We start from the raw sequence: 23753 nt of genomic DNA on the forward strand, positions 1-23753 counted from the left end.
TTTTTTCCCCGGAGTGCCGCCCCCTGTCCTGGCGGGGCCCGGGGGGGGGGGCGGGGGGGGCGGGGGGGCGCGGGGGGGGCCCCCCCGGGGGGGGGGGGGGGCCCCCCCCCCGTCTCCGTGCTCCCGCGTCCCCTCGGGTGCGCCGACGACCAGCCAAGGCGTCGAGGTGGGCCCCGCGGGACTCCTGCGTCCGGCCCCGGGCCATGAGGAACAGGGTCGCCCACGCCGGCCGCTGAGCCGCGCGGACGACCCGGCGGCGGGGCCGCGCGGTGAAACGGCCGGGCCCGGGAATATGTTTTGGCGCATGAAAGGTTGGCATATACACCGAGCTGACCGCTCGCCATCCGTACCCAGGGCCGAGAAGCCCGCGCACCACCAGTGAGGCACCGTGACCACCGCCACCCCCGAGCAGCCCGCCGACGTCGTCGCCCGGCTGCGCGCCACCTTCCGCACCGGCCGGACCAAGCCCGCCGCCTGGCGGACCGGACAGCTGCGCCGCCTGCGCGAGATGCTCACGGAACGGGGCGAGGACCTGGCCGCCGCCCTCCACGCCGACCTCGGCAAGAGCGCCACGGAGGCCTACCGCACCGAGATCGACTTCACGATCCGCGAGATCGACCACACCCTCGGCCACCTCGACGACTGGCTGCGCCCCGAGCCCGCCCCGGCCCCCGCCCACCTCGGCGCCGACGCCCGCGCCTGGACCCAGTACGACCCGCTCGGTGTCGTCCTGGTCATCGCGCCCTGGAACTACCCCGCCCAGCTGCTGCTCGCTCCGCTCGTCGGCGCCCTCGCCGCGGGCAACGCCGTCGTCGTCAAGCCCAGCGAGCTGGCCCCGGCGACCTCCGCCGCACTGGCCCGGCTGCTGCCCGCCCACCTCGACACCGACGCGGTCGCCGTCGTCGAGGGCGGCGTCCCGCAGACCACGGCCCTGCTGGCCGAACGGTTCGACCACATCTTCTACACCGGCAACGGAACCGTCGGCCGCATAGTGATGCGGGCCGCCGCCGAGCACCTCACCCCGGTCACCCTCGAACTCGGCGGCAAGTCACCGGCGTTCGTCGACCGCGACACCGACCTCGCCGTCGTCGCCGACCGGTTGGCCCGCGGCAAGTTCCTCAACGCCGGCCAGACGTGCGTCGCCCCCGACTACGTCCTCACCGACCCCGCGACCGCCGCCGCCCTGGAGCCCCTCCTCGCCCAGGCCGTCGAGAAGGTCTACGGCGCCGACCCGCAGACCTCCGGCGAGTACGGCCGGATCGTCAACGAGCGCCACTTCGACCGGCTCACCGCCCTGCTCGGCTCCGGCCGCGTCGTGGTCGGCGGCGGCAGCGACCGTGCGGACAAGTACATCGCGCCGACCGTCCTGGCCGACGTCGACCCCGCATCCCCCGTCATGGGGGAGGAGATATTCGGCCCGATCCTGCCGATCGTCACCGTCGACGGCCTCGACGCGGCGATCGCGTTCGTCAACGACCGCGACAAGCCCCTCGCGCTGTACGTCTTCTCCCGGTCGGAGGAGACCCGCGAGCGCATCGCCGCCGAGACCTCCTCCGGAGGCCTCGGTCACGGTCTGCCGCTCGCCCATCTCACCGTCTCCGACCTGCCGTTCGGCGGAGTGGGGGAGAGCGGCATGGGCAACTACCACGGCCGGTACTCGATGGAGACCTTCAGCCACCGCAAGGCGGTGCTGGAGAAGCCGCTGGGCTGAGCCGTCGGGCGGGGCCGCCTGTCCGAGTCACCGACCTGAGCCGCCGGGCAGGGCCGTCCTCCCCGGTCGCGGGAGGTTCCGGCGGCACCCCGGCCGGTCGACCCGGCCGGGTCGACTGGTCTACACCCTTGACTGGTACATACCAAAGCGGTTGAGTGTGCCTCCACACCCCCACCACGGCCGCCCCCGAGCCGTGACCGGCTCCACCGGTACGCGCACGAGGCCCGGTTCCGCCCCGCCCCGTGCCGGGGACGGCCGTGCTCCGTGAAGGAGTTGATCCCGTGTCGAGGCGCCGTATCTCCGCGGTCGTGACCGCACTCGTCCTCTCCACTGCCGTACCGGTGCTCCTGCCGGCCACGAGCGCGTCCGCCGCCGCCTGTTCGAGCTATCCCGCCTGGGTGGCCGGCAAGGCCTACCGCACCGGCGACGTCGTCCGCTACACCGACGGCAGGGCCTACGTGGCCGAGCACGACAACCCGGGCTACGACCCCGTCATCAGCACCTGGTACTGGGAGCCGTACGCCTGCGACACCGGCCCCGGGACACCGGTCGGCAGTTTCGTGGTCACCGAGGCGCAGTTCAACCAGATGTTCCCGGGCCGGAACCCCTTCTACTCCTACAGCGGCCTCACCGCCGCCCTCAGTGCCTACCCCGGCTTCACCACCACCGGCAGCGACGCCACCAAGAAGCAGGAGGCGGCGGCGTTCCTCGCCAACGTCAGCCACGAGACCGGCGGTCTGGTGCACGTCGTCGAGCAGAACACCGCCAACTACCCCCACTACTGCGACTGGAGCCAGTGGTACGGCTGCCCGGCCGGTCAGGCCGCCTACTACGGGCGCGGCCCCATCCAGCTCAGCTGGAACTTCAACTACAAGGCCGCGGGCGACGCGCTCGGCATCGACCTCCTCAACAACCCCTGGCTGGTGCAGAACGACGCGGCCGTGGCCTGGAAGACGGCCCTGTGGTACTGGAACACCCAGAGCGGTCCCGGCACCATGACGCCGCACAACGCCATGGTCAACGGCGCCGGCTTCGGCCAGACCGTACGGTCCATCAACGGCTCCCTGGAGTGCGACGGCAAGAACCCGGCGCAGGTGCAGAGCCGGGTCACCAAGTACCAGCAGTTCACCCAGATCCTGGGCGTCTCCCCGGGCGGCAATCTGTACTGCTGACCCCGGACGGTGTGTGCGAGACTCCGCCGATGACTTCGGAAACGATCACCGCGGATGCCGCAGGCACCTGGAGACTGGGCGACACGACCGTCGGCCGCATCGGATTCGGCGCGATGCGGCTGACGGGCGACGCCGCCTTCCACCTCGGCACACCGAGCGACCGCGACCGATCGATCGCCGTCCTGCGCAAGGCGCTCGACCTCGGTGTCGACCACATCGACACCGCCGCCTTCTACTTCTCCTCCCTGCGCTCCGCCAACGAACTGATCAACAGCGCCCTCGCCCCGTACCCGGACGACCTGCTCATCGCCGCCAAGGTCGGCCCCTTCCGCGACTGGTCGGGAGAGTGGGGCACCCCGGCCCGCCCCGAGGACCTCCGCGGCCACGTCGAGGAGAACCTGCGCCAGCTCGGGCGCGACCACCTCGACCTCGTCTACCTGCGCCGGATGGGCCAGGAGTCGATCGCCGAACACTTCGGCGCCCTGGCGGAGCTGCGCCAGGCCGGCCTCGTCCGCCACCTCGGCATCTCCGGCGTGGAGCCCCGCCACCTCGCCGAGGCGCAGGCCATCGCCCCGGTGGTCGCCGTCCAGAACCGCTACGGCCTCGGAGACCGCCCGCCCGCCACCGAGGAACTCCTGCGCCTCTGCCGCGACCAGGGCATCGCCTTCGTCCCGTTCTACGCCATCGCCGGCGAGAGCGGTCCGCGGGGCGCCACGACCGCCCACGGGGAAGCGGTCCTGGCGGCGGCCCGCGCCCACGGCGCGAGCCCCGCGCAGATCCGGCTGGCCTGGACCCTCGCCCAGGGGCCGCACGTGCTGACCATCCCCGGCACCGGCAACCCCGAGCACCTCGCCGAGAACGTGGCGGCGGGACGCCTCCGGCTGACGCCGGCGGAACTGGACCGCCTGAACGGGGCCCACGGCGAGGCGGACTGACCTCCGGCCTGTTCCCGCCGCGCCCACCCCGCCGAGCCCGGACTCGCAGGGGTGGGCCGGAGGTGACTGGCGTCCACCAAGTTTTACGTATAACCTCTTCCGCTAATCAGCCCTCCCGAAAGGTCCCGATGAGTCGTATCGCCCTGGTCACCCTCGTCGTCGACGACTACGACGAGGCGATCCGCTTCTACACCGAGGCCGTCGGTTTCCGCCTCGCCGAGGACGCGGCGCGTCCCGACGGATCGCGCTGGGTCGTCGTGCGGCCCGGCGGCCACCAGGACGGCACCGGTCTGCTGCTGGCCAGGGCCAAGGACGACGCCCAGCGCTCCCGGGTCGGCGACCAGACCGGCGGGCGGGTCGGGTTCTTCCTGCACACCGACGACTTCGCGGGGGACCACGCCCGGATGCGCGCCGCCGGAGTGACCTTCCTGGAGGAGCCCCGCCACGAGCCGTACGGCTCCGTCGCCGTCTTCCGGGACCTGTACGGGAACCGCTGGGACCTGCTCCAGCCCGCCCGCTGACCCCGCCGGCCCTCGCCCTCTTCCCCGTCCCGTCCCCGCAACCCCGCCCTACCGCCCCGCCCGAGGAAAGATCCACCATGACCGCTACGCGCGTAGACTCCGCCATCCTCCGCCGACTCCCCAAGGCCGTCCTGCACGACCACCTCGACGGCGGCCTGCGCCCCGCCACCGTCGTCGAGCTGGCGGCCGCGGTGGGCCACCCCCTGCCGACCACGGACCCGCAGGAGCTGGCCGCCTGGTACTTCGAGGCCGCCAACTCCGGTGACCTGGTCCGGTACATAGCGACCTTCGAGCACACCCTCGCCGTCATGCAGACCCGCGAGGGCCTGCTGCGCACGGCGGAGGAGTACGTCCTGGACCTGGCCGCGGACGGCGTCGTCTACGCCGAGGTGCGCTACGCCCCCGAGCTGATGCTCGACGGCGGCCTGACCCTGCCCGAGGTCGTCGAGACGGTCCAGGAGGGCCTCGCGGCCGGCATGGCCAAGGCGGCCGCCGCCGGGACCCCGGTCCGCGTCGGCACCCTGCTGTGCGGCATGCGGATGTTCGACCGGACCCGCGCCACCGCCGACCTCGCGGTCGCCTTCCGGGACGCCGGAGTCGTCGGCTTCGACATCGCCGGCGCCGAGGACGGCTTCCCGCCCGCCGACCACCTCGACGCCTTCGCGCACCTGCGCCGCGAGAACGTCCCCTTCACCATCCACGCCGGCGAGGCGCACGGCCTGCCCAGCATCCACCAGGCCCTCCAGGTCTGCGGCGCCCAGCGCATCGGCCACGGCGTGCGCATCACCGACGACATCGTCGACGGCAAGCTCGGCCGCCTGGCCGGCTGGGTGCGGGACCACCGTGTCGCGCTGGAGATGTGCCCGACGTCCAACCTCCAGACCGGCGCCGCCACCTCCATCGCCGAGCACCCGATCACCGCGCTGAAGGACCTCGGCTTCCGTGTCACCCTCAACACCGACAACCGTCTGGTCTCGGGGACGACGATGACGCGCGAGATGTCACTGCTGGTCGAGGAGGCGGGCTGGACGGTCGAGGACCTGCGCACCGTCACCGTGAACGCCCTCAAGAGCGCCTTCGTCCCGTTCGACGAGCGCAAGGCCCTCATCGAGGACGTCGTCCTGCCGGGCTACGCGGCCGCGCTCCGAAGCAGCCCGCGCGCGTAGGCGGCCTGTCCGACGTGCTGGAGGTCGTCGGACAGGACGCTGACCAGGCGTACGCCGAGGGTGACCGGCGGGTCCCAGCGCTCGTCCACGACGCGTTCCAGGTCCGCCGCGGTCACCCCGCGCAGCGCCCGGAGGGTCTGCGCGTGGACGGCGTCGTGGTACCCGGTCAGCAGGTCGCCGTCGGTGACCCGTACCTCGGCGACCTGCGCCGCGCTGTGCCCGTACCCGGTGTCCCGGCGCGGCAGGCGCAGGCCGAACCGTTTCTCCCAGTCCTGTGCGAGCCACACCTGATCGAGCCCGAAGGCGTCGGCCACGTGGTCGTCCTGGACGCGGGTGAGGTGCCAGACCAGCCAGGCGACCGGGTTCGCCCCGGCGGCCGGCCGGGCGTCGAGGTCGTCCGGGGCGAGGTCCCGGACGACGGCGTGGACCTCTTCCCGGACGCGGCCGTAGCCGTCGATGAGGATGTCCTTGGCATGCATACGTCCACCATGGCGCACCCGCCGCCCGGGCGCCGCCCCTCGGACCCGTCCGGCATGATCCACCGGACAGGCCCCGAGCGGCCGGAACCTACCCGCCGCGCTCCGTCTCCAGGAGGGTCATCAGCGCGCGTGCCGCCGGGCTGGTCGCCCGGGCGGGCGGCAGCAGGGCGACCGTCTCGTACACCACCTCGCCCGTCCCCTTCAGGGGCAGCGCGGTGAGCGCCTCCCGCTTGTGCCGGAAGTGGCGCGGCACGACGGCGATGCCGAGGTTCTCGTCCACCAGGTCCAGCAGGCTGTGCACGTCGTTGACCTCCAGCGCGACCGTCCGGCGGACCCCGGCCGCCGCGAAGGCCGCGTCGGTGGCGCGGCGCGGACCCCAGTCGGGGTGGAAGTCGACGAACACCTCGTCGGCGACGTCGGCCGGGGTCGGCGCGGCCGCGGCGCCGGTGAGCCGGTGGTCGGGGTGGCACAGCACGTACATCGGCTCACCGGTGAGCGAGGCGGAGCGCAGCTGGTCGCTGTCCGCCTGGGTGCGGTAGGCGAAGGCCAGGTCCAGCCGCCCGGCGGCCACCTCCTCGGCGAGCGCGCCCGAACCGGACTGCCGGAGCCGGATCTCCACGTCCGGGTGGCGCCGCCGGAACGCGGCGAGCAGCCCCGCCACGTGCACCCCGGCGATGCACTGCTCGGTGCCCACCGAGAGGGTGCCGCGCACCACGCCCTGCACGGCCGCCACCGCCTCGTGCGCGGCGCGCACCTGCACCAGGATCCGTTCCGCCTCCGCCAGCAGCGCGCGGCCCGCCTCGGTCAGCGTCACCCGGCGGGTCGTGCGGACGAACAGGGGCGCCCGCAGCTCCCGCTCGAGCGCGCGGATGGACGCCGACAGCCCCGACTGGGAGACCATCAGGCGTTCGGCGGCCCGGGTGAAGTGCTGGTCCTCGGCGACCGCGACGAAGTGCTGGAGGTGGCGCAGTTCCATGATTGAGAAGCCTATCCGCTGAATTCCATCGGATTCTTCTGTTGGACCACTGCCCGCAGGCAGGGCGAGAGTGGGGGACGGTCCCGTGACCGGCCTACGGTTGCCGGGACCGGTCATCCGAGCCCACCCCCCTCCTGGAGTCGCGTTGTACACCGCACACCCCGACCGCTACGCGCACATGCCCTACCGGCGCACCGGACGCAGTGGCCTGAAGCTCCCCGCGCTGTCGCTCGGACTGTGGCACAACTTCGGGCCCGACCGCCCCGTGGAGACCCAGCGGGCCATCCTGCGCCGCGCCTTCGACCTCGGCATCACCCACTTCGACCTGGCGAACAACTACGGCCCGCCGCCCGGCGCCGCCGAGTCCGCGCTGGGCGAGTTCCTGAAGGCCGACTTCGCGCCGTACCGCGACGAGCTGGTGATCTCCACCAAGGCCGGCTATCTGATGTGGCCGGGTCCCTACGGCGAGTGGGGCTCGCGCAAGTACGTGCTGTCCTCGCTGGACCAGAGCCTGAAGCGGATGGGACTCGACTACGTCGACGTCTTCTACTCGCACCGCCCCGACCCGCAGACTCCGCTGGAGGAGACGATGGGTGCCCTGCACTCCGCGGTCCAGCAGGGCAAGGCGCTGTACGTCGGCGTCTCCAACTACTCGGCCGAGCAGACCCGCGAGGCCGCCCGCATCCTGGGCGAGCTGGGCACCCCGCTGCTCATCCACCAGCCGCGCTACTCGATGCTCGACCGGCGCCCCGAGAGCGAGGGCCTGCTGGACGCGCTGGACGAGCTCCAGGTCGGCTCCATCGTCTTCTCCCCGCTGGAGCAGGGCGTGCTCACCGCCCGCTACCTCGACGGCATCCCGGAGGACTCGCGGGCCGCGAGCGACAGCCCCTTCCTGAACTCCGACGCGCTCACCGGCGAACTGGTGGGCAAGCTGCGCGCCCTCGACGACATCGCCGGGTCCCGCGGCCAGTCGCTGGCCCAGCTCGCCCTGGCCTGGGTGCTGCGCGGCGGCCGGGTCACCTCCGCGCTGGTCGGCGCGAGCAGCGCCCGGCAGATCGAGGACAGCGTCGGCGCCCTGGACAACCTGGAGTTCGAGGCGGAGGAACTGGCCCGCATCGACGCGGTGATCAACGGCTGAGCCGTTCCGCCGGCCGGACGGTGACGGATTCGCCCGCCTCTTTGTCGAAGCTTGCGCGCAGGGCGGCGGTGAATTCCGCTTCCGTTTTCCGGGTTTCCGGGTTTCCGGGTTTCCGGCGTCGTGCACGGCGCCCTCCGCTCGCGGCGGTCATCGCCTTTCACCGGGCGGACCGCCGCGAGCGGAGGAATTCCCCGGTCATGCCCCGGCGGGCACCCGGTCGAGGAATCCGAGGACGGCGACGACGCGGCCGTCGGTGTCCAGCGTGATCACGTCGGAGCCGGCCACCGGCGCCGACCCGTCTGCCTCGTCCACCAGCTCCCAGGAGAAGCGGGCCGTGTCGTGGTGGCCGTCGACCGCGCCGGTGAGCCGGAAGACGAAACCGGGGAACCGCTCCTGTGCCGCCGTGACGACGGCCGCGATCCCCTCGTGGCCGCGTACGTCGGAGAGCGGGTCGGTGTAGCCGCCCTGCGGGGCCCAGGCGTCGGCCACGGCCCTGGGCCGGGTCCCGGGCTCGCGGGCGTTCCAGGCCTCGAAGCAGCGGGCGACGGCGTTCTGGTAGCGGTCGGTCTGCGCGGACATGGGAAATCGACCCCCGACAGGTCGTCGATCCTGGTCGGGAACCGGATCCGGGCTCCGCCGATCCGGTGCGACCACCTTGCCCGCGCCCACCCGCCCGGTCGATTGCCCCGCGGGTCATGACGGGGTCGGCCCGGACCCGCCGCATTTCGGCCATGAACGCCGGGGAATATGCCAAGAGACTGGCCAAAAAAGCGTGGTGACAGTGTTTCAGTAGTCAACATACTCAAACGTCAGGGGCAGTTCACCCCACAGGAGCCGCACGGAAAGCGAGGCCCGCACCGGCAGCGAGCGACGGGGGAGAAGGACGTGCACGACGAATTCCTGTGCCATGTCACCGCGTACGGAGTGTGCGACGGGCGCCGTATCGGCGTCCCGCTCGGCACCTACCGGGCCCCGACGCTGGCGCTCGCCCTGTGGTGGCTGAGGGACCGCGCCTCCTGGATCGCCGAGCGGCTCGACCCGCAGCCGGAGAGCACGGGCATCCCGCCCAGCGCCCTCGTCCCCGTCTCCGACACCGTGCCGGACGTCCCCCGCCTGCTGAGGGCCTGGTGCGCCGACGTCGAACAGCAGGAACTGATCGCCGACGAACTGGCGGCCGGACGGCTGGTGCGGATCGCCGCCAGCGACGAGACCACCGAGTACGAACTGCTCGCCGAGTCCGTCGACGCCCTGCGCATGCAGCGCACCGTCCCGCCCCTGGTGATGCCGGTCGGCTGACCGGCATCCGCCGCCGCGGGTCGGTGGCGTCACTCCGGACCCCGCGCCGCCGGTCCGCGCTTTCCACCGGGCCGCGACCCCCGCGGCCGGTCCGCGGCCCGCGGCTGGATCTCCCGCGTGTGGATCTCCCGCGCGGCGCACAGCGGTGCGAATCGATAGAATTCCGGCATGGCGGAGTCGCCGATCACGTCCACCGCGCCCGAACTCGTGCTGGAGACCGAGACGGGCGTCACGGTGATGGTCCCCGGCCACGAGTACCGCGTCGGCCGCGACCCGCTCAGCGACATCGTCCTCGACGACGCCCGCGTCTCCTGGCACCACGCGGTCCTGCGGCCGGACGGCGACCACTGGACCCTCACGGACGAGCACAGCACCAACGGCACCTACGCCGACGGCCGCCGGGTGCGGGAACGGGGCATCGGCCCCGGCAGCGTCATCCGCTTCGGCAGCCCGGACGACGGCCCGTGCGCCGTCCTGACCGGCCGCCCGCCGCCCGACCCGCCCCGCCCCTCCGCGGTGGCCAACCCCGCCGTGACCGGGACGTTCCGCCGGCCCACCACCGTCCGCCCGCTGCCCACCCGCACCGTCCGCATCGGCCGCGCCCCCGACAACGACCTGGTCCTCGACGACCTCGTCGTCTCCCGCCACCACGCCGAACTGCGCGCCCTGCCCGACGGCACCTACGAGATCGCCGACCTCGGCAGCCACAACGGCACCTACCTCAACGGCCTGCCCGTCACCGCCGCCCCCCTCGGGGCCGGGGGCATCGTCGGCATCGGCCACTCGGCGTTCTGCCTGATCGGCGACGAACTCCAGGAGTACGTCGACACCGGCGAGGTCTCCCTGGACGTGCAGGACCTCACCGTCGCCGTCGACCGCGGCCGCAAGGTCCTCCTCGACCACGTGTCCTTCCCGGTGGGGGAGAAGTGCCTGCTCGCGGTCGTCGGACCCAGCGGCGCCGGCAAGTCCACCCTGCTCGGCGCCCTCACCGGACAGCGTCCCGCCGACCACGGCACCGTCGTCTACGACGGCCGCGACCTCTACCGCGACTACGCCGAACTGCGCCAGCGCGTCGGCCTGGTCCCGCAGGACGACATCCTGCACGCCCAGCTCACCGTCCGCGGCGCGCTGACCTACGCCGCCGAACTGCGCTTCCCCCAGGACACCGCCAAGCCCGAACGCCGGGCGCGCGTCACGGAGGTCATCCGCGAACTGGGCCTCGAACAGCGCGCCGACCAGCCCGTGCACAGCCTCTCCGGCGGCCAGCGCAAACGCGTCAGCGTCGCCCTGGAACTGCTGACGAAACCGTCCCTGCTCTTCCTCGACGAGCCGACCTCCGGACTCGACCCCGGCATGGACCGCTCGGTCATGCACATGCTGCGCGGCCTCGCCGACGACGGCCGCACGGTCGTCGTCGTCACCCACAGCGTCCTCAGCCTCGACGTCTGCGACCGTCTCCTCGTCCTCGCACCCGGCGGCCGGATCGCCTACTACGGCCCGCCCGACGACGCCCTCGCCTTCTTCGGGTTCGTGGACTGGCCCGAGGCCTTCGAGGCCTTCGAACGGGACCGGGACCGCGACTGGGCCGGGGAGTACGCCGCCTCCCCCCTCCACCGCCGGTACGTCGTCGACTCCAGCGCCCAGCCTCTCCTGCCCCACTCCGACCAGGTCGTCGTACCGGCGCCGCCCCGCCCGCGCAGCCGCGGCGCCCAGCTCGGCACCCTCGTGCGCCGCTACACGGCCGCGCTGAGCGCCGACCGCACCTTCCTCGTCATCATGATCGCCCTGCCTTTCGTGATGGGGGCCATGGCCCGCGCCCTCGCCGGTGACCGGCTCACCCGGGACACCGCGATGAACGCGCTGCTGATCCTGTGCGTCGGCGGCGTCCTCACCGGCGCCGCCAACGCCGTACGCGAACTCGTCAAGGAACGCGTGATCTACCAGCGCGAGCGCGCCGTCGGCCTGTCCAGATCGGCGTACCTGATGTCGAAGGTCGTCGTGCTGGGCGCGGTCACCGTCGTGCAGGCGGTCGTGCTCACGCTCGTCGCCCTGCTCGGGGTCGACCTCGGCGCCCCCGGAGGGGAGGGCGTCCTGATGCCCCCGCTGGTCGAGATCGCCGTCGCGGTCGCCCTGCTCGCCTTCACCGCGATGATGCTCGGCCTGGTGGTCTCCGCCCTGGTGCGCAAGGAAGAGGTGACCATGCCGCTGCTGGTGCTCCTCGCCATCGTCCAGGTCGTCTTCTGCGGCGCGCTGCTGTCGCTGGACGGTGTGCCGGGCCTCGAACAGCTCGCCTGGCTCATCCCCTCCCGCTGGGCGTTCGCCGCCATGGCCGGCACCCTCGACCTCGCCCGGATCGTGCCCGGCGACCTCGCCGGCGACCCGCTGTTCGCCCACTCGGCGGGGGTGTGGCTGCTCGACGTGGGCATGCTCGTCGTGCTCTCGGCCGTCTTCGGGTACGCCGTCTCCCGGCTGCTGCGCCGGCACGAACCCGCCGTGATGCGGAAGTAGGCCCGCGATGACGCCCCCCGGTTTCCGGCCCACGCACGTCGTCCCCCAGCAGGGCATGCCGGCCTGGGAGACCCCCGACCCGGCCCGGCCCACCGTCCCCCTCGACCCGTTGCTGCCCGTCCGGCTCGTCGAGCGGCGCGGCGACTGGGGACACGTACTGTGCTCCAACGGCTGGTCGGCCTGGGTGGACGGCCGCTACCTCGTCGCCGTGCCCCAGGACCCGCCCCTGCCCGACGACCCCCTCACCATCGCCGCCGACCCGCGCCCGCTGCTCGGCCGCACCGAACAGGCCCTCGCCCGCTACCGCGCCGCCGTCGAGGAACTCGCCACGGGCGGCCTCGACGGCGAGGCCTTCCGCCGCCGCACCCAGGGCCTGCGGATCGGCGTGGTCGTCGACGGCGAGTCCGTCTGGCTCTACGACCCCGCCCGGTTGTGCTGGACGTACGGCGACGGCAGCCGGCTGAGCACCTACGCGGCAGACGACCCGCCCGCCGCGGTCCGGGACGCCGGTCCGCACGGCGGCCGGGACGGCGACCCGGACGCTGGCCCGGACGTCGGCCACGCCCCGACCCGGGTCGTGACGCCCGACGGCGAACGCCGATGACCCGCGGGACGACGAGCCCCTTCTCCGGCCGGCCCTCCGACCTCGTCGGCCGCCAGGTGGCGGGCTACCGCATCGAGCGGGAGATCGGACGCGGCGGCATGGCCGTCGTGTACCGCGCCCGCGACCTGCGGCTGGAACGGACCGTCGCGCTCAAACTGCTCGCCCCCGAACTGGCCCGCAACGACACCTTCCGCAAGCGTTTCACCCACGAGTCCCGGGTCGCCGCCGCGATCGACCACCCGCACATCGTGCCGGTCTACGAGGCCGACGAGACCGACGGCCTCCTCTACATCGCCATGCGGTACGTCGCCGGAGGCGACCTGCGCCACCTCCTCGACGACCGCGGACCGCTGCAGCCGGCCACCGCCGTCCGGATCGCCGCCCAGGTCGCCTCCGCCCTCGACGCCGCCCACGAGCACGGCCTCGTCCACCGCGACGTCAAACCCGGCAACATCCTCGTGGACCGCGGCACCGACAGCGACCACCCCGAACACGTCTACCTCACCGACTTCGGCCTGACGAAGAAGTCGCTGTCCCTCACCGGCTTCACCACCGTCGGCCAGTTCGTCGGCACCCTCGACTACGTCGCTCCCGAGCAGATCTCCGGCCGCCCGGTCGACGGCCGCTGCGACGTGTACGGCCTGGCCTGCGTCGTCCACGAGACCCTCGCGGGCCACCCGCCGTTCCGCCGCGACGACGACATGGCCCTGCTGTGGGCCCACCAGTACGACGAGCCGCCCCCGCTCACCACCGCCCGCCCCGACCTGCCGCCCGCCGTCGACGAGGTCTTCGCGCGGGCCCTCGCCAAGACCCCCGACGCCCGCCACCCCACCTGCCTCGCGTTCGTCGCCGCCCTGAGGACGGCACTGCTGTCCGGCTCACCCCGGCGACATCCGCCGACGGAGACGGACCGCAAGCTCGCGGCAGCAGGCCAGGACCGCCCCGAGCCGCCGCCCCGGTGGGCGGCCCCGGTGTTCGAACCACGGGACGATCGGGCCTGACGCCGCCCGGCGAGCGCCGCCTAGCGAACCCCGTGGCCCACCCTTCCCCGGCCGGCTCTCCCGCGGGCCGCCAGTCCGCCCAGGAAGCCGACGACCAGCCCCCACAGTGCCGCGAGGCCCAGCGCAGACCACACCTCGGGGCGCAGGAACAGGTCACCGGTGAGGCCCGTGCCGCCCAGATCGCTGATGCCGAACAGCGTCAGGCCGTAGTGCGCGGAGATCCGGCCGACGAGGCAGATCATCAGCACCGTCAGCACCAGGGCCACCGCCATGTGCACCGCGTGCCGCCAGGCCGGCGTCCGGGCCGGGGAGCGGGCCGCCATCACGAACGCCGCCGCCAGCAGCAGCACCGCGTCCACGGCGACCAGCCACCACACCCGGCCGTCCTGCTCGCCGAGCGTGCGCAGGTTCAGCGTGGCGGTGTCCGGGGCGCGCAGCACCTCGTCCAGCACGTGCGGCATCGGCAGCCCGAACGGCCCCTGCACCCGGCCCTGCCAGGTGGCGCCCAGCCCGACGGTGAACGCGAGCCACACCAGGTTGGGCAGGCCGAGCAGCACCACGGCGAGGGTCTGCGCGGCACGGCCGCGCGTCGCCGCGGTCACGAGCGCGACGACGACACCCAGCGCGACGCACGCGAGCAGCAGCGCGACCATCGCGTACGCCGCCGGCCGCACCGACTCCTGGAAGCGCAGCAGCCGCGGCGGCAACGGAGCCCCACGGGAGACCAGCAGCGCCAGCACCAGCACGCCGGCCAGCCACAGCAGTCCGAACAGCAGGGTGAGCGGCACGTCGGTGGTGAAACCGGCCTTCGGGGTCACGCCGAACACCTCACCGAGGTCGTTCAGCGCGTCGTCGCCCAGCGGCACCGCGAACGTCCGGCGGGCGGCGAGGGCGAGGGCCGTCAGACCGAGGAGCCACACCACGGCGATCCGGGCCGCCCAGCCGGCGAGTTCGGCCGCCGAGGCGACCGCCCGGTGCCGCAGCGGCCGGAGGAACCCGGCGGCGGCCACCAGGGCGCCGGCGAGCGTCACGGACAGCGGGATCACCATGAGGCCCGCCCGCGTGGCGGCGATCCCCCCGGCATCGCCGGAGAGTTCGACCGAGCCCCCGACCGCGGTGACGACGGTCGCCGCGACCACCCTCGGACCGGCCCCGCCGGGCAGATCGGTGGCGCCCGCCGCCCACAGTCCCAGCGCGGCCGTGACCACCATGGCGATCAGCGCGGCCAGCGCCACGGCGACCGCCGGCACCCAGCCGTGACGGGACGGCGCCTGGCCGGAGGGGAGGTTCGGGCTCACCCTCGCCACGCTAAGCAGGGCCCGGCCCGCACGCCTGCCGGGAGGGCCGTCCGCGCCCACTTGCGGATGAAGCCGGACAAGGGCACACAATGAAGATGTTGCGGACCAAGCGGCGTGCGGCGTTACGTGAGTGGCGTCGCGGGAGATCCCGTCGGGAGTGCTCGTGAGTGTCGAACCGCCCTCCTCCGGCCGCCCCTCCGGCCCGCCCTCAGGCCCGCTGTCCGGACCCTCGCAGCCGCCCTCCGGCCCGCCCGCCCCGCCGCCCGGCGGAACCCCGGGCGGCTCGACCGCGCCCGGCGGCGGCCCCGGACCGAACCGGCCGTGGTGGAGGTCCGCGTCCCGCATCGCGCTGCTGACCACAGCCCTCGTCGTCGCGGCGGCCGTCGCGATCGTCCTGATGACCCGCTCCGGCGGTGACGGCTCCGGCGGCGACAGCGAGGTCTTCCTCCAGGCCGCGGGCAAGACGGGCCCGGACCCCTTCACCGAGTCCACCGCCACCGGCAGCTCACCCCCGCCCGCCACCACGGTCCCGGCCACCACCTCCGCGCCCGCCAACGCCGTGCGGGGCGTCGACGGCGGCGCCCCCGGCCTGTACGGCGGCACCCGGGACGTGGCCGCCTGCGACGTGGAGAAGCAGGTCACGGCACTGCGGGCGGACCCCGACAAGAACCGGGCGTTCGCGTCCGTCCCCGGCATCGACCCGGCCGAGGTCCCCGCCTACCTGCGGTCCCTCACCCCCGTGCAACTGCGCATGGACACCCGTGTCACCAACCACGGCTACCGCGACGGCGCCGCCACCTCCTACCAGGCCGTCCTGCAGTCCGGCACCGCCGTCCTCGTCGACGGCCGCGGCGTGCCCCGCGTGCGCTGCGCCTGCGGCAACCCGCTGGCCCCGCCCGTCGCGCAGCAGACCACCCCGAGGCGCACCGGCGACTCCTGGCCGTCGTACCACCCCGCGAACGTCGTCGTGGTCACCCCGTCGACGACCGTGATCGAGGCCTTGGTCCTGTACGACCCCGGCGCCGACCGCTGGTTCGCCCGGCAGCGGGGCGACACCGGCGGCAAGGACCGGCCCGCCAAGCCCCCGGTGACCCCGCCCAAACCGTCCGCGAGCGCCACCACAACCACGTCGCCGCCTACCTCGCCGCCCACCTCGCCGTCGACCTCCCGCGGTCCCGAGCCGCCGGACTCGGCCAGCCCCTCGCGGCCCCCCGGCTCCGAGGAGCCGCCCTCGTCGCCGGCGCCCCCGGACCCCTCAAAACCCTCGGTGCCCCCGGACCCCTCAAAACCCTCGGCGCCCCCGGAACCCTCAGGCCCGTCGGGACCGTCGAGCGAACCGCGGACCGAGGAATCCACGTCCTCCGGGGCGTCCGACACCACGTCCCGCTCCGCGTCCCCCTCGGCCGACGGGTCCCCTGGCCGTTCACCCCTGCTGTGAGGAAGCCCATGGCAGCCGGACCGAGAGCGGGGGACTGCACGGCCCACTTCGGGGTACGAGGGCTGGTGCAGCAGTGTCCGGCCAGGCCGGCCTCCGAGAGAGAACAGCATGATCAAGCACCTGGACGGGGCAGTGATACCGACCGGTTTCGACGTACCCGTGGAGCCGCTCCGCCGCGCGGCCCACTACACCGGTGAACCCGGCTCCATCGCCGAGGCCCGCGACTTCGCCGCCCACTTCGTCGACCAGCTCAGGACCGAGTGGTGCGCGGGCATGGACGCCCGCTTCGGCGACGACGTCATGCTGGTCGTCAGCGAGCTGGTCACCAACGCCGACCGGCACAGCAACGGCCCCTACATCCTGGAGCTGGAGGGCACGGACACCTCGGTGACGGTCGCCGTGTACGACAGCAGCGACCGGCTGCCCCTGCGGTTCCCCAAGGACCCCCGCCGCGTCGGCCGCCACGGTCTGGAGATCGTGCACGCCGTCGCCACGGAGGTCACCGTCGACCGCATCCCCGTCGGCAAGCGCGTCCGCGCCGTCCTCGGGGTCGCCGCCGACTGACGCCGTGGGGCCGGCGGCCCCACGGCAGCGGGCACTCAGGCGCAGCCGAGCTCGCCCAGCATCCCCTCGCGCAGCCGCACGATGATCCGCTTGATCAGGCGGGAGACGTGCATCTGCGAGCAGCCGAGCCGCTCCCCGATCTCCGCCTGGGTGGCCTCCTCCACGAACCGCAGGTGGATGATCTGCCGGTCGCGCTCGCTCAGCTCCGCCATCAGCGGAGCCAGCGAGTGGAAGTCCTCGACGAGCCGCAGGCCGTCCTCCTCCACACCGATGAAGTCGGCCAGCACCGCTTCACCGCCCTCGGTCCCGTCGCCGGTGAGGGCGGCGTCCAGGGAGGAGGAGTTGTAGCCGTTGGCCGCGATCTGCGCCTCGATCACCTCGGGTTCCGTGAGGTTCATCAGCGTCGCCAGCTCGGCGACGGTCGGCTCCCGGTCGAGGCGGCTGGAGAGCTCGTCGCGCGCCTTGGCCAGCTCCACCCGCAGCTCCTGGAGCCGCCGGGGCACGTGAACGGCCCAGGTCGTGTCCCGGAAGAAGCGCTTGATCTCGCCCACGATGTAGGGCAGCGCGAAGGAGGTGAACTCCACCTCGCGCGAGATCTCGAACCGGTCGATCGCCTTGATCAGGCCGATCATCCCGGTCTGGACCACGTCCTCCATGTCGTCGCCGCGGCCCCGGAACCGGCCGGCCGCGAACCGCACCAGCGACATGTTCATCTCGATGAGGGTGTTGCGTGCGTACTGGTACTCGTGCGTCCCCTCCTCCAGCTCCGTCAGCCGTCGGAAGAACTGACGCGACAGCTGGCGCGCGTCGCGGGGGGCCACGCGCCCGGGGTCCTCGATTCCCGGCAGCGGTGCGCGACCCGCGCCGGTCCCGGCGGTGTCCTCGACGACCTGTGCCTGCGACCCGATCACGGCGGTGTGCATTGCCTCTCCCACGAAAGTCACGTTCCGACCTCTGTTGTACCCGCTGCGTGAGCGGACCGGACAGGGCAAGTCCGCTCACGCAGCGGCTACCCCGAGTCGGCGAACACATGCCCACCGGAACGCGCCGGTTCCGTCCCCCGTGCCACGCCGGTGAACCGGCCGCGATTTCCCTGAGGGCGGAACGCCGGGGTCCTTCCCCGGGCGGCCGGTCCTCCTAGGCTGGGACGGTGAGCAACCAAGCGCCGAACCACGCCCGCGTGATCCCGCCGCGCCCCTCGGCCGAGCGCCCGGGAACCGTCCGCCCCGCCGACCGGCCGCCCACCGCCAGAGAACCCCTCTGGCGCGACCTCGTCGGCGACGTCCTGCGCCGCGAGCGCCAGGCCCAGGAGCGCACGCTGCGGGACGTCGCCGACGCCGCCCGCATCTCCATGCCGTACCTGTCGGAGGTGGAGCGCGGCCGCAAGGAGGCCTCCTCGGAGGTCCTGGCGGCCGCCGCCCGCGCGCTGGGCCTGAGTCTCGGCGACCTGCTGGCGCGCGCCCAGGGCGAGCTGGTCCGGCTCACCAGCCGGACCTCGTACCCGAGCCGTACGACGACCACGTCCTCGCTCGACGGACTCTGCCTGGCCGCCTGACGGCACGCTCGGGCCGGTGCCTCACCCCCGCACGGGGCGCCGGCTCAGCACCTCGTCCGCCAGGCCGTACGCCACGGCCTCGCGCGCGGTGAACACCTTGTCGCGGTCCATGTCCGCGCGCAGGGTCGCGACGTCGTGGTGCGTGTGCCGGGCCAGCACCTCCTCGACCTGGGCACGGATGCGCACCATCTCCTTGGCCTGGAGCGCCAGGTCCGACACCGTGCCCTGCCGCCCGCCACTGGCCGGCTGCCCGAGCAGCACCCGCGCGTGCTCCAGCACGAACCGCCGCCCCGGGTCCCCGCCCGCCAGCAGCACGGCCGCGGTGGAGGCCGCCTGGCCGACGCAGAACGTCGCGAGGGGCGCCTGGACGAACGTCATCGTGTCGTAGATTGCCATCAGCGAGGTGAACGAGCCGCCGGGGGAGTTGATGTAGATCGCGATCTCGTTCTCCGGTGCCGACGACTCCAGATGGAGCAGTTGCGCGATGACGACATTGGCGACGCCGTCGTCGATCTCGGTGCCGAGGAAGATGATCCGCTCGGCCAGCAGCCGGCTGTAGACGTCGTAGGACCGCTCGCCCTGCGGGGTCCGCTCCACCACGTTCGGGATCGTGTACGTCCCCATGTCAGAGCCCCATCCGTCGCTTCGGGGCGGCCGGGCGGACGTCGGCCAGCGACTCCACCACCCGGTCGACCATGCCGTACTCCCTGGCCTCCTCGGCCGTGAACCAGCGGTCCCGGTCGCCGTCCCGGGAGATGGTCTCCGGGCTCTGACCGGTGTGCTCGGCGGTGATCCGCTCGATGGTCCGCTTGGTGAACTCCAGGTTCTCGGCCTGGATCTCGATGTCCGCGGTGGTGCCGCCGATGCCGGCCGACGGCTGGTGCATCATGACGCGCGCGTTCGGCAGCGCGTACCGCTTGCCGGCCGTGCCGACGCTCAGCAGGAACTGGCCCATGCTGGCCGCGAATCCCATCGCCAGCGTCGAGACGTCGTTCGGGACGAGCCGCATCGTGTCGTAGATGGCCAGGCCCGCGTGGACCGAGCCGCCGGGGCTGTTGATGTACAGGCTGATGTCGGTGCGCGGGTCCTCGGCAGACAGGATCAGCAACTGCGCGCAGACCCGGTTCGCGGACACCTCGTCGACCTGGGTGCCGAGCAACACGATGCGCTGATCGAGCAGTCGGGCCGCTAGCTGGTCGTCGAAACGGCTGGGAGGGGTGTCACCCTCCTCGGCCCGTGGCAGCAGGACCGGCGCGGGACCGGCGAGGTGTCGGGACATGGGCGCTCCTTGTCGAGAGTCGAGAGGGGGTGCGGCGGCGTCGGCCGCCGCGCCACCCACTCTCGGCGCGTGACCGCCCCCGCGGCGGATTTCCCTGCCCTGGGCAGATTCGCCGACAGCAGAGGGCCTTCTGCCACAGCCTGTGCGGGCGGTTCCCGGACGGCCCGCACCGGGCGAGCCGAAACCGGGGCCCGCACCGGGTGAGCCGAAACCGGGGTGCCGCCGGGCGATGAGTTCCGGGCGCCGCACCGGTCGACACCGATGACCGCGTTCCCCGCACTCTCGCGCTCCTGGAGGAACCCATGACCACCGACGGATTCACCACGTGCCTCTGGTTCGACGGCCAGGCCGAGGAAGCCGCCCACCACTACGCGTCGATCTTCAAGAACTCGAGCGTCGGCACCGTCGCCCGCTACACCGAGGCCGGCCCGGGCCCCGCCGGCTCCGTGATCACCGTGGAGTTCACGGCCAACGGCCAGAAGTTCGTCGGCTTGAACGGCGGCCCGCAGTTCACGTTCAACGAGGCCATCTCGTTCCAGATCGACTGCGCCGACCAGGAAGAGGTCGACTACTACTGGGACCGGCTCATCGAGGGCGGTGGCGAGCCCGGCCCCTGCGGCTGGCTCAAGGACAAGTACGGCGTGTCCTGGCAGGTCGTGCCCACCGAGATGATCCGGATGCTCACCTCCCCGGACCAGGAGAAGGCCGGCCGCGCCACCAGGGCCATGCTCGCCATGGGCAAGCTCGACATCGCCGCCCTGCGCAAGGCCTACGAGGGGGAGGGGGAGGAGTAGGCGGGCAAGGGGCCGTCGGGAGGGGGGCGGACCTCGGGCGGCCGGTCCGGAAGGCCCGTCACCGTCGGCCCGTGCCCTCCCGGAGTGCGGCCGAGGCCCGTCACCGTCGGCCCGTGCCCTCCCGGAGTGCGGCCGAGGCCCGCCCGCGGCCCGTCACCCTCCGGTCCCGGGCCCCCTCATCCTCCGGCCTCCGCCAGGATCTCCTTGACCACGTGCCGGGAGTTCTCCGCCAGCGGGGGATTGGTCTCCCAGTAGAACGGCAGCTGGATCAGCGAGATCGACAGCGCCCAGCCCCGGCCGCGCGCCCACTCGGCGTCGTCCGCGCCCACCGCCGCCCGGAAGGTGGCGCGGGCCGGCGCCGGCAGCAGGTTCCAGGCCGCGATCAGGTCCACGGCCGGGTCCCCGACGCCCACGCTGCCGAAGTCGATCACGGCCGCCAACCGGCCGTCCGCCACCAGCACGTTGCCCGGTGACAGATCGCCGTGGGCCCACGCGGGCGGTGCCGTGCGGCCCGGCGCCCGCAGCGCCTCCTCCCACAGGGCGGTGACCGCGACCGTGTCGATCCTGCCCGCCAACCGGGCGATGGCCGAACGGGTGGGCGCGTCCCGCTCCGCCAGCGGCACACCCCGGTGCCCGGGCGGCCCGCCCCGCGCGTCGACCCGGCGCAGTCCCGCGACGAACGCCCCCAGGTCCGCGGCCAGCGCCGCGGGCCGCTCCAGAGCGCCCGCGACGGGATTGCGGCCGTCCAGCCACCGGTAGACCGACCACGGCCAGGGGAATCCCTCGCCGGGAGCACCCCGTTCCAGCGGCACCGGCGCGGCGACGGACAGCCTCGGCCCCAGCCGCTCCAGCCAGAGCCGCTCGTGGGCCACGCTCTCCACCGCCCCCGGATGCCGGGGCAGCCGCACCACCTTGTCGGCGCCCAGCCGGAACATCGCGTTCTCCGTGCCCGAGGACTCCAGCCGCTCCACCGGCAGCGATGCCCACCGCGGGAACTGCCCGGCGACGAGCCGCCGTACCAGCGCCGCGTCCACGTCGACCTCGTCCGGGCGCATCTTCATCGCACACATGCCGCTCATTCCAGGTGGACGGCCCGGCGGCTGTCCAGCAGGTTTACGGGCGGGCGCCCCCGCCGTCCGGATGCAGCGCGCCGCGCCCGGCCCCAAGCTGACTCGTGTGACTCGTCCCGGCCCATCGGGTACCCGGGCCGTCCGTCCGAGATTCCGGCGGTGGCTGCGCGGCAGCCCCGCGCCCCGCGACCGCGGGGAACCGACGCGAAGGAGAGCATGTACATGACCGACGTATCGAGCAAGGGGCCCGATCGCGGCGGCGACCGGAAGGTGCTCACCAACCGACAGGGCCACCCGGTCCACGACAACCAGAACCAGCGCACCGTCGGCGCCCGCGGCCCCGCCACCCTGGAGAACTACCAGTTCCTCGAGAAGATCAGCCACTTCGACCGCGAACGCATCCCCGAGCGCGTCGTCCACGCCCGCGGCGTCACCGCGTACGGCTACTTCGAGGCATACGGCACCTGGGGGGACGAGCCGATCAGCCGGTACACCCGCGCCAAGCTGTTCCAGGAACGCGGCAAGCGCACCGACCTGGCGGTCCGCTTCTCCACGGTGATCGGCGGTCGCGACTCCTCCGAGGCCGCCCGCGACCCGCGCGGCTTCGCCGTGAAGTTCTACACCGAGGACGGCAACTGGGACCTCGTCGGCAACAACCTCGGCGTCTTCTTCATCCGGGACGCGATCAAGTTCCCGGACGTCATCCACGCGCTCAAGCCCGACCCCGTCACCTTCGAGCAGCAGCCGCGCCGCATCTTCGACTTCATGTCGCAGACCCCCGAGTCGATGCACATGCTGGTCAACCTGTTCAGCCCGCGCGGCATCCCCGCCGACTACCGCCACATGCAGGGCTTCGGCGTCAACACCTACAAGTGGGTCGACGCCGAGGGCCGCACGGTGCTGGTCAAGTACCACTGGATGCCCAAGGCCGGGGTGCGCAGCATGACCGAGGAGGACGCCGCCAACGTGCAGGCGGACTCCCTCGGCCACGCCACCAAGGACCTCTACGAGAGCGTCGCGCGCGGTGAGTACCCCGAGTGGGAGCTGCTCGTGCAGATGATGGAGGACGGCGAGCACCCGGAGCTGGACTTCGACCCGCTCGACGACACCAAGACCTGGCCCGAGCAGGAGTTCCCGCCCAAGCCGGTCGGCAGGATGGTGCTGAACCGGATGCCGGAGAACTTCTTCGCCGAGAACGAGCAGATCTCCTTCGGCACCGGGGTCCTCGTCGACGGACTGGACTTCTCCGACGACAAGATGCTCGTCGGCCGCACCTTCTCCTACAGCGACACCCAGCGCCACCGCGTCGGCCCGAACTACCTCCAACTGCCCGTGAACCAGGCGAAGAACGCCGACGTGCGCACCAACCAGCGCGACGGGCAGATGACGTACCACGTGGACGGCGGCGGCGAGAACCCGAGCGTCAACTACGAACCGTCGATCACCGGCGGGCTGCGGGAGGACCGGTACCCCGCGCACGACGAGCAGGGCCCGGAGATCCGCGGCCGGCTGACCCGCAAGCGCATCCCGCGCACCAACGACTACCAGCAGGCCGGTCAGCGCTACCTGCTGATGGAGCAGTGGGAGCGCGACGACCTGGTCAAGAACCTCACGGCGGCGCTCGCCGAGTGCGACCGGCCGGTGCGGGAGCGCATGGTCTGGCACTTCCTCCTGGTCGAGAACGACCTGGGGCTGAGGGTCGGTGAAGGCCTCGGCATCACCCCCGAGGACATCGCCGACCTCGAACCCCTGGCGGGCCAGGACCTGACCGATGAGGACCGCGACCGGCTCGCCCACCTGGGCAAGAACCCGCCCCGCGACGTGGAGGGCCTCACGATGACCCACTGCGTACCGGACGAGCGGCACGTCGTCACCCGCTGAGAGGTCCGGCGCGGCGGTCCGCCGGGACACCTCGGCGCCTCCCCCGGTACACCGGGGCGGCCGGACGGGCCGCCCCGGAGACAGGTCGCCGGCCACCTCGTCGGAGTGACGGGGCGGCCGACGGCCTGTGCGCGATGTCTTGACGTGTACTTGTCGCAGTGGCTTCATGGGAGCGCTCCCACCCATCCTCCCGATGCCTGAGTTTCTGGCGCTCACTCCTGGAGTCGCAGTGAGAAGAGCACGCAGCACGACCCGAAAGAGGTTCCTGCCCGTCTCCGCCCCGGCCTCCGCTCCCGTCTCCGCCCCGGCCTCCGCTCCCGTCGGTCCGACGGAGGCGGCGTCGGCGAGTCGCTCCGCCCCGGCCGGT

23 protein-coding genes are annotated in these 23753 nt (G+C 73.1%); 15 read left to right on the forward strand and 8 right to left on the reverse strand.

All coding sequences use genetic code 11. The features are described from left to right. The first annotated feature begins 388 nt into the window (after nucleotides 1-388). From ACGFQC_RS24030 to ACGFQC_RS24050, 5 genes are all read left to right on the forward strand, one after another. On the forward strand, nucleotides 389-1711 hold the full coding sequence (locus tag ACGFQC_RS24030; RefSeq protein ID WP_363089406.1) for an aldehyde dehydrogenase family protein: 1323 nt from the start codon (nucleotides 389-391) through the stop codon (nucleotides 1709-1711). 281 nt (nucleotides 1712-1992) lie between these two features. Further along, on the forward strand, nucleotides 1993-2883 hold the full coding sequence (locus ACGFQC_RS24035) for a glycoside hydrolase family 19 protein (protein ID WP_363089405.1): 891 nt from the start codon (nucleotides 1993-1995) through the stop codon (nucleotides 2881-2883). Nucleotides 2884-2912: 29 nt separating this feature from the next. After that, nucleotides 2913-3818 carry an aldo/keto reductase gene (locus ACGFQC_RS24040; protein WP_363089404.1) on the forward strand — a complete coding sequence of 302 codons (906 nt, stop codon included), beginning with the start codon at nucleotides 2913-2915 and terminating at the stop codon, nucleotides 3816-3818. Between the two features lie 128 nt (nucleotides 3819-3946). Beyond that, nucleotides 3947-4339 (forward strand): VOC family protein, encoded by a 393-nt coding sequence (locus ACGFQC_RS24045; RefSeq protein WP_363089403.1) that lies wholly within the window; start codon nucleotides 3947-3949, stop codon nucleotides 4337-4339. Nucleotides 4340-4416: 77 nt separating this feature from the next. Continuing rightward, a complete protein-coding gene (locus tag ACGFQC_RS24050) occupies nucleotides 4417-5505 on the forward strand; it encodes an adenosine deaminase (protein WP_363089402.1) in 1089 nt (362 codons plus the stop codon). Here the strand turns inward: ACGFQC_RS24050 and ACGFQC_RS24055 are convergent. Together ACGFQC_RS24055 and ACGFQC_RS24060 are read right to left on the reverse strand one after the other, a co-directional pair. Beyond that, entirely contained in the window at nucleotides 5469-5984 is a 516-nt protein-coding gene (locus ACGFQC_RS24055) for a DinB family protein (protein WP_363089401.1), read from the reverse strand. The two genes, ACGFQC_RS24050 and ACGFQC_RS24055, sit on opposite strands and share 37 nt — an antisense overlap. An 88-nt stretch (nucleotides 5985-6072) precedes the next feature. Beyond that, nucleotides 6073-6960 carry a LysR substrate-binding domain-containing protein gene (locus tag ACGFQC_RS24060; protein WP_363089400.1) on the reverse strand — a complete coding sequence of 296 codons (888 nt, stop codon included), beginning with the start codon at nucleotides 6958-6960 and terminating at the stop codon, nucleotides 6073-6075. Between the two features lie 145 nt (nucleotides 6961-7105). On the opposite strand from ACGFQC_RS24060, the gene mgrA reads away from it, so the two are divergent. Continuing rightward, nucleotides 7106-8098, forward strand: a complete 993-nt coding sequence (gene mgrA / locus ACGFQC_RS24065) for an L-glyceraldehyde 3-phosphate reductase (protein WP_363089399.1) — start codon at nucleotides 7106-7108, stop codon at nucleotides 8096-8098. A 195-nt stretch (nucleotides 8099-8293) separates the two neighbouring features. Here the strand turns inward: mgrA and ACGFQC_RS24070 are convergent, their stop codons facing one another. Further along, nucleotides 8294-8677, reverse strand: coding sequence for a nuclear transport factor 2 family protein (locus tag ACGFQC_RS24070; RefSeq protein WP_363089398.1), 384 nt, complete (start codon nucleotides 8675-8677; stop codon nucleotides 8294-8296). 306 nt (nucleotides 8678-8983) lie between these two features. On the opposite strand from ACGFQC_RS24070, the gene ACGFQC_RS24075 reads away from it, so the two are divergent. The 4 genes from ACGFQC_RS24075 to ACGFQC_RS24090 all read left to right on the forward strand — a co-directional run bounded on the left by ACGFQC_RS24075 (nucleotide 8984) and on the right by ACGFQC_RS24090 (nucleotide 13507). Next, a complete protein-coding gene (locus ACGFQC_RS24075) occupies nucleotides 8984-9394 on the forward strand; it encodes a hypothetical protein (RefSeq protein WP_363089397.1) in 411 nt (136 codons plus the stop codon). Nucleotides 9395-9562: 168 nt separating this feature from the next. Further along, nucleotides 9563-11902 (forward strand): FHA domain-containing protein, encoded by a 2340-nt coding sequence (locus tag ACGFQC_RS24080; protein WP_363089396.1) that lies wholly within the window; start codon nucleotides 9563-9565, stop codon nucleotides 11900-11902. Between the two features lie 7 nt (nucleotides 11903-11909). After that, nucleotides 11910-12506, forward strand: a complete 597-nt coding sequence (locus ACGFQC_RS24085; protein ID WP_363089395.1) for a hypothetical protein — start codon at nucleotides 11910-11912, stop codon at nucleotides 12504-12506. Beyond that, the gene (locus ACGFQC_RS24090) at nucleotides 12503-13507 is read left to right on the forward strand and encodes a serine/threonine-protein kinase (protein ID WP_363089394.1); all 1005 of its coding nucleotides are present in this window, start codon (nucleotides 12503-12505) and stop codon (nucleotides 13505-13507) included. The genes ACGFQC_RS24085 and ACGFQC_RS24090 overlap by 4 nt, the downstream gene beginning before the upstream one ends. Nucleotides 13508-13527: 20 nt before the next feature. Here ACGFQC_RS24090 and ACGFQC_RS24095 read toward each other — a convergent pair whose 3' ends face one another. Further along, a complete protein-coding gene (locus ACGFQC_RS24095; protein WP_363089393.1) occupies nucleotides 13528-14805 on the reverse strand; it encodes a streptophobe family protein in 1278 nt (425 codons plus the stop codon). Nucleotides 14806-14968: 163 nt separating this feature from the next. On the opposite strand from ACGFQC_RS24095, the gene ACGFQC_RS24100 reads away from it, so the two are divergent. Together ACGFQC_RS24100 and ACGFQC_RS24105 are read left to right on the forward strand one after the other, a co-directional pair. Next, nucleotides 14969-16243 (forward strand): DUF6777 domain-containing protein, encoded by a 1275-nt coding sequence (locus tag ACGFQC_RS24100; RefSeq protein WP_363089392.1) that lies wholly within the window; start codon nucleotides 14969-14971, stop codon nucleotides 16241-16243. A gap of 108 nt (nucleotides 16244-16351) precedes the next feature. Further along, complete coding sequence (locus tag ACGFQC_RS24105) at nucleotides 16352-16807, forward strand: ATP-binding protein (protein ID WP_363089391.1); 456 nt, start codon at nucleotides 16352-16354, stop codon at nucleotides 16805-16807. 35 nt (nucleotides 16808-16842) lie between these two features. On the opposite strand, the gene ACGFQC_RS24110 is transcribed toward ACGFQC_RS24105, so the two are convergent. Beyond that, the gene (locus ACGFQC_RS24110; protein ID WP_363089390.1) at nucleotides 16843-17730 is read right to left on the reverse strand and encodes an RNA polymerase sigma factor SigF; all 888 of its coding nucleotides are present in this window, start codon (nucleotides 17728-17730) and stop codon (nucleotides 16843-16845) included. Between the two features lie 227 nt (nucleotides 17731-17957). Between ACGFQC_RS24110 and ACGFQC_RS24115 the strand changes: the two genes are divergently transcribed. Next, nucleotides 17958-18362 (forward strand): helix-turn-helix transcriptional regulator, encoded by a 405-nt coding sequence (locus tag ACGFQC_RS24115; protein WP_363089389.1) that lies wholly within the window; start codon nucleotides 17958-17960, stop codon nucleotides 18360-18362. Nucleotides 18363-18383: 21 nt separating this feature from the next. On the opposite strand, the gene ACGFQC_RS24120 is transcribed toward ACGFQC_RS24115, so the two are convergent. Next, complete coding sequence (locus ACGFQC_RS24120; protein ID WP_363089388.1) at nucleotides 18384-18986, reverse strand: ATP-dependent Clp protease proteolytic subunit; 603 nt, start codon at nucleotides 18984-18986, stop codon at nucleotides 18384-18386. 1 nt (nucleotide 18987) lies between these two features. Beyond that, nucleotides 18988-19641, reverse strand: coding sequence for an ATP-dependent Clp protease proteolytic subunit (locus tag ACGFQC_RS24125; protein WP_363089387.1), 654 nt, complete (start codon nucleotides 19639-19641; stop codon nucleotides 18988-18990). A 302-nt stretch (nucleotides 19642-19943) separates the two neighbouring features. Between ACGFQC_RS24125 and ACGFQC_RS24130 the strand changes: the two genes are divergently transcribed. Then, nucleotides 19944-20435 (forward strand): VOC family protein, encoded by a 492-nt coding sequence (locus ACGFQC_RS24130; protein ID WP_363089386.1) that lies wholly within the window; start codon nucleotides 19944-19946, stop codon nucleotides 20433-20435. Between the two features lie 176 nt (nucleotides 20436-20611). On the opposite strand, the gene ACGFQC_RS24135 is transcribed toward ACGFQC_RS24130, so the two are convergent. After that, nucleotides 20612-21505: an aminoglycoside phosphotransferase family protein gene (locus tag ACGFQC_RS24135; RefSeq protein ID WP_363089385.1), complete on the reverse strand. Its 894-nt coding sequence runs from the start codon at nucleotides 21503-21505 to the stop codon at nucleotides 20612-20614. A 222-nt stretch (nucleotides 21506-21727) separates the two neighbouring features. On the opposite strand from ACGFQC_RS24135, the gene ACGFQC_RS24140 reads away from it, so the two are divergent. Beyond that, a complete protein-coding gene (locus ACGFQC_RS24140; protein WP_363089384.1) occupies nucleotides 21728-23386 on the forward strand; it encodes a catalase in 1659 nt (552 codons plus the stop codon). Nucleotides 23387-23753: the final 367 nt, after the last annotated feature.

It is taken from the genome of Streptomyces sp. NPDC048734 (genome assembly GCF_043198675.1).
Lineage (GTDB): Bacteria > Actinomycetota > Actinomycetes > Streptomycetales > Streptomycetaceae > Streptomyces.

Coding starts and splice junctions, on each gene's coding strand:
- ACGFQC_RS24130 (WP_363089386.1), top strand. CDS start 19,944: ATGACCACCGACGGATTCACCACGTGCCTCTGGTTCGACGGCCAGGCC.
- ACGFQC_RS24040 (WP_363089404.1), top strand. CDS start 2,913: ATGACTTCGGAAACGATCACCGCGGATGCCGCAGGCACCTGGAGACTG.
- ACGFQC_RS24090 (WP_363089394.1), top strand. CDS start 12,503: ATGACCCGCGGGACGACGAGCCCCTTCTCCGGCCGGCCCTCCGACCTC.
- ACGFQC_RS24080 (WP_363089396.1), top strand. CDS start 9,563: ATGGCGGAGTCGCCGATCACGTCCACCGCGCCCGAACTCGTGCTGGAG.
- ACGFQC_RS24070 (WP_363089398.1), bottom strand. CDS start 8,677: ATGTCCGCGCAGACCGACCGCTACCAGAACGCCGTCGCCCGCTGCTTC.
- ACGFQC_RS24050 (WP_363089402.1), top strand. CDS start 4,417: ATGACCGCTACGCGCGTAGACTCCGCCATCCTCCGCCGACTCCCCAAG.
- ACGFQC_RS24120 (WP_363089388.1), bottom strand. CDS start 18,986: ATGGGGACGTACACGATCCCGAACGTGGTGGAGCGGACCCCGCAGGGC.
- ACGFQC_RS24105 (WP_363089391.1), top strand. CDS start 16,352: ATGATCAAGCACCTGGACGGGGCAGTGATACCGACCGGTTTCGACGTA.
- ACGFQC_RS24055 (WP_363089401.1), bottom strand. CDS start 5,984: ATGCATGCCAAGGACATCCTCATCGACGGCTACGGCCGCGTCCGGGAA.
- ACGFQC_RS24060 (WP_363089400.1), bottom strand. CDS start 6,960: ATGGAACTGCGCCACCTCCAGCACTTCGTCGCGGTCGCCGAGGACCAG.
- ACGFQC_RS24045 (WP_363089403.1), top strand. CDS start 3,947: ATGAGTCGTATCGCCCTGGTCACCCTCGTCGTCGACGACTACGACGAG.
- ACGFQC_RS24085 (WP_363089395.1), top strand. CDS start 11,910: ATGACGCCCCCCGGTTTCCGGCCCACGCACGTCGTCCCCCAGCAGGGC.
- ACGFQC_RS24110 (WP_363089390.1), bottom strand. CDS start 17,730: ATGCACACCGCCGTGATCGGGTCGCAGGCACAGGTCGTCGAGGACACC.
- ACGFQC_RS24140 (WP_363089384.1), top strand. CDS start 21,728: ATGACCGACGTATCGAGCAAGGGGCCCGATCGCGGCGGCGACCGGAAG.
- ACGFQC_RS24125 (WP_363089387.1), bottom strand. CDS start 19,641: ATGTCCCGACACCTCGCCGGTCCCGCGCCGGTCCTGCTGCCACGGGCC.
- ACGFQC_RS24135 (WP_363089385.1), bottom strand. CDS start 21,505: ATGTGTGCGATGAAGATGCGCCCGGACGAGGTCGACGTGGACGCGGCG.